A 2,763-nucleotide genomic window follows, 5' to 3' on the forward strand; every position below is an offset into this window, starting at 1 on the left:
GGTGAATGACATGCACCCCGTCACCCCCGCCTGGGTCCGCGTGCGCCTGCGCACCGCGCCCGGCGCCGCGGCGGCCCTCGCCGTGCTGGTGGCGCTGACCGCCTGTCTGGCGGCCGCGTTCCCGCGGGCCCTGGACCGGTACGAGGACGCCGGCCTGGTCCGGGCCGTCGCGCAGGCGACGCCCGCCCGCACCACCATCGAGGTGTCCGCGCCGCAGCCCGGACTCCAACTGCCCGCCCGCGCCCGCGAACAGGGCCTGCTGCCGCCGGCCCTGCGCCGCCAGTACACCGAGGTGCTGCGGGCCGTCGGCCGGCCGCTGGTCGCCGACCCCGGCCAGTCGTCGTACGGGGTGGTCACCCAGGACGCGCTCGCCGTCCCCGACCCCTGGATCCCCCGGCCCAGCGGCCTGCCCGCGCAGGTGCGCCTGGTCGCGCAGAACGCGCTCGGCGCGCACGCCACCGTGCGCACCGGTCGGCTCCCGCGCGCCGACGGCCCGGTCACGGCATCGACCACCCGCGTGGAGGCCGCCGTCACCGCCGAGACGGCCAGGAGCCTGCACATCCGGGTCGGCTCCGTCCTCCACGTGCCCGCCGTGTCCCGCCCGCCGCTGGAGGTCCGCGTCACCGGCATCGTCACCCCGCGCGCACCGGACGGCGCCTACTGGGCGACCGAGCCGCTGCTGCGCACTCCCGCCCTGGCCCGCGCCCCGGGCGGGGACGGCGACCCGATGTACTACTGGCTGGCCGCCCTGCTGCTGCCGCCCGAAGCGGCTCCCGCGCTGCTCGCCACCTCCGCCCACCCCGTCCGCTACTGGCAGGTGGCCCCCGACACCCGCGCCCTGCACGCCCACGACCTGGCCGGACTCAAGACCGCGGTCGCCGCGCTGGAGGCCGGTCCGGGCCTCGGCCAGGTCCGCGCGGTCACCGACCCGGCGGCGCAGATCGGCACCGACCTCGACGACGTCCTCACCGCCTACGGCCGCCTGACCGACGACATCGGCCCGCTGGTCGCGGTCGCCGCCTTCGGCAGCGCGACCGTCGCCGCGGTCGTCCTGCTGATGGCCGGGGGCCTGGCCGCCGACCGGCGCCGCACCGCACTGACCCTGCTGCGCGCCCGGGGCGCCTCCCTGCGCGGCCTGACCGGCCGGCTGTTCGCCGAGACCGCGGTCGTCGCCGTGCCCGCCGGGGCGCTCGGCCTCGGGGCGGCCCTGCTCGCCGTGCCTAAGGGCCGCGCCGGGTACGCCGTCGCCGCCGCCGCGGCGGTCACCGTCCTGGCGTGCGCGGCCCTGCCCCTGCGCGCCGCGGTCGCCCACCGCGTGGTCCGCCTCCACGGCCCGCGCCCGGACACCACGGCCGTGCGTCCCTCCCGGCGCCGTACGGTCGCCGAGCTGACGCTGCTGGTGATCGCGGCCGGCGCGGTGGAGACCCTGCGGCGGCGCGGCGTGACGGGTTCCTCCGGCGACCAGCTCGTGTCGCTGGCGCCGGTGCTGGTGGGGGTGGTCGCGGCGCTGGTGCTGGTGCGCCTGTACCCGCTGCCGCTGCGCTGGCTGACCCGCCCGGCCGGGCGGCTGCGCGGGGCGGTGGGCCATCTGTCGCTGGCCCGCGCCGGCCGTACCTCCGTCTCCGCGGTGCTGCCGCTGCTGGCCCTGCTGACCGCGCTGACCACCGCCGCCTTCGGCGGGTCCCTCCCCGCGGGCGTGGCCGACGCCCGTGGCCACGCCGCGCTGCTCGCCGTCGGCGCCGCCGGCCGTATCGACGGCGACGGCGCCCTGCCCGCCGGTGCGGCCGACCGGGTGCGCCGCACGCCGGGCGTGCGGGACGTGACCGAGGTGAGCGTCGACGACCAGGCCCAGGCGGGCCGCGACCTGACCCGGGTGTCCCTGGCGGGCGTCACCCCCGCGGCGTACGCGGCGCTGGCGCACCACGTCGGGCTCGGCCCCTTCCCGCAGGCACGGCTGCACGCGCCGGCCGGCGGACGCAAGGCGCCGCTGCCCGCGCTGGCCTCCCCGTCGGTCGCCCGGACGTACGGCACCGAACCCTTCCCGGTCCGGCTCGCCGACGGCACCACCGTCGCCGTGCGCATCGCCGCCGTCCGGGACCGCACCCCGGCGGTGCTCGGCACCGACTTCCTGGTCGTGGACCGCGCCGGGCTCGGCCCTGCGGCGGTGCGGCCGACCACCCTGCTGCTGACCGGCACCCACCTGGACGCCACCGCCCTGCGCCGGGCGGCGGGCGGCTCCGCCGCCGTGCACCTGCGCGCCACCGAGCGGGCCCGGTACGTCGACTCGCCGCTGCAGTCCGGCGCCGAGCACGTCTACACCGCCGCCGTGGCGGCGGGCGCCGGCTACGCCGTCCTCGCCCTGCTCCTCGCCCTGCTGCGCGCCGCCCCCGAACGGGCCGCGCTCCTGGCCCGCCTGCGCACCATGGGCCTCACCCGCGCCCAGGGCCGCCGCCTGTTGGTGCTGGAGTCCCTGCCGCAGGCCCTGCTCGCCGCGGCGGGCGGCGCCCTGACCGGCTGGGCCACGGTCCGCCTGCTGTCCCCCGGCATCGACCTGACGACCATCGCCCTGCCGTCCACCGCCGCCGCGACCGGCGGCAACGCGCTGCGCACCGATCCGCTCTCGCTGCTGCTGCCGGCGGCGGCCGTCCTGCTGCTGACGGTGGGCGTGGCCGCCGGGCAGGCATGGTGGACGGGCCGCAAGGGCTCGGTACGCGAACTGCGGGCGGGGGACGCGCGATGACCGGACTCGGCGCGGGCACCGGG

1 protein-coding gene is annotated in these 2,763 nt (G+C 79.7%); it reads left to right on the forward strand.

Annotated features, from left to right (window positions below; all coding sequences use genetic code 11):
• Positions 1 to 10: 10 nt before the first annotated feature.
• The gene (locus tag GV126_RS33975) at positions 11 to 2,740 is read left to right on the forward strand and encodes an FtsX-like permease family protein (RefSeq protein WP_159675058.1); all 2,730 of its coding nucleotides are present in this window, start codon (positions 11 to 13) and stop codon (positions 2,738 to 2,740) included.
• Positions 2,741 to 2,763 lie beyond the last annotated feature (23 nt).

The organism is Streptomyces mexicanus (genome assembly GCF_902506575.1).
GTDB lineage: Bacteria > Actinomycetota > Actinomycetes > Streptomycetales > Streptomycetaceae > Streptomyces > Streptomyces mexicanus.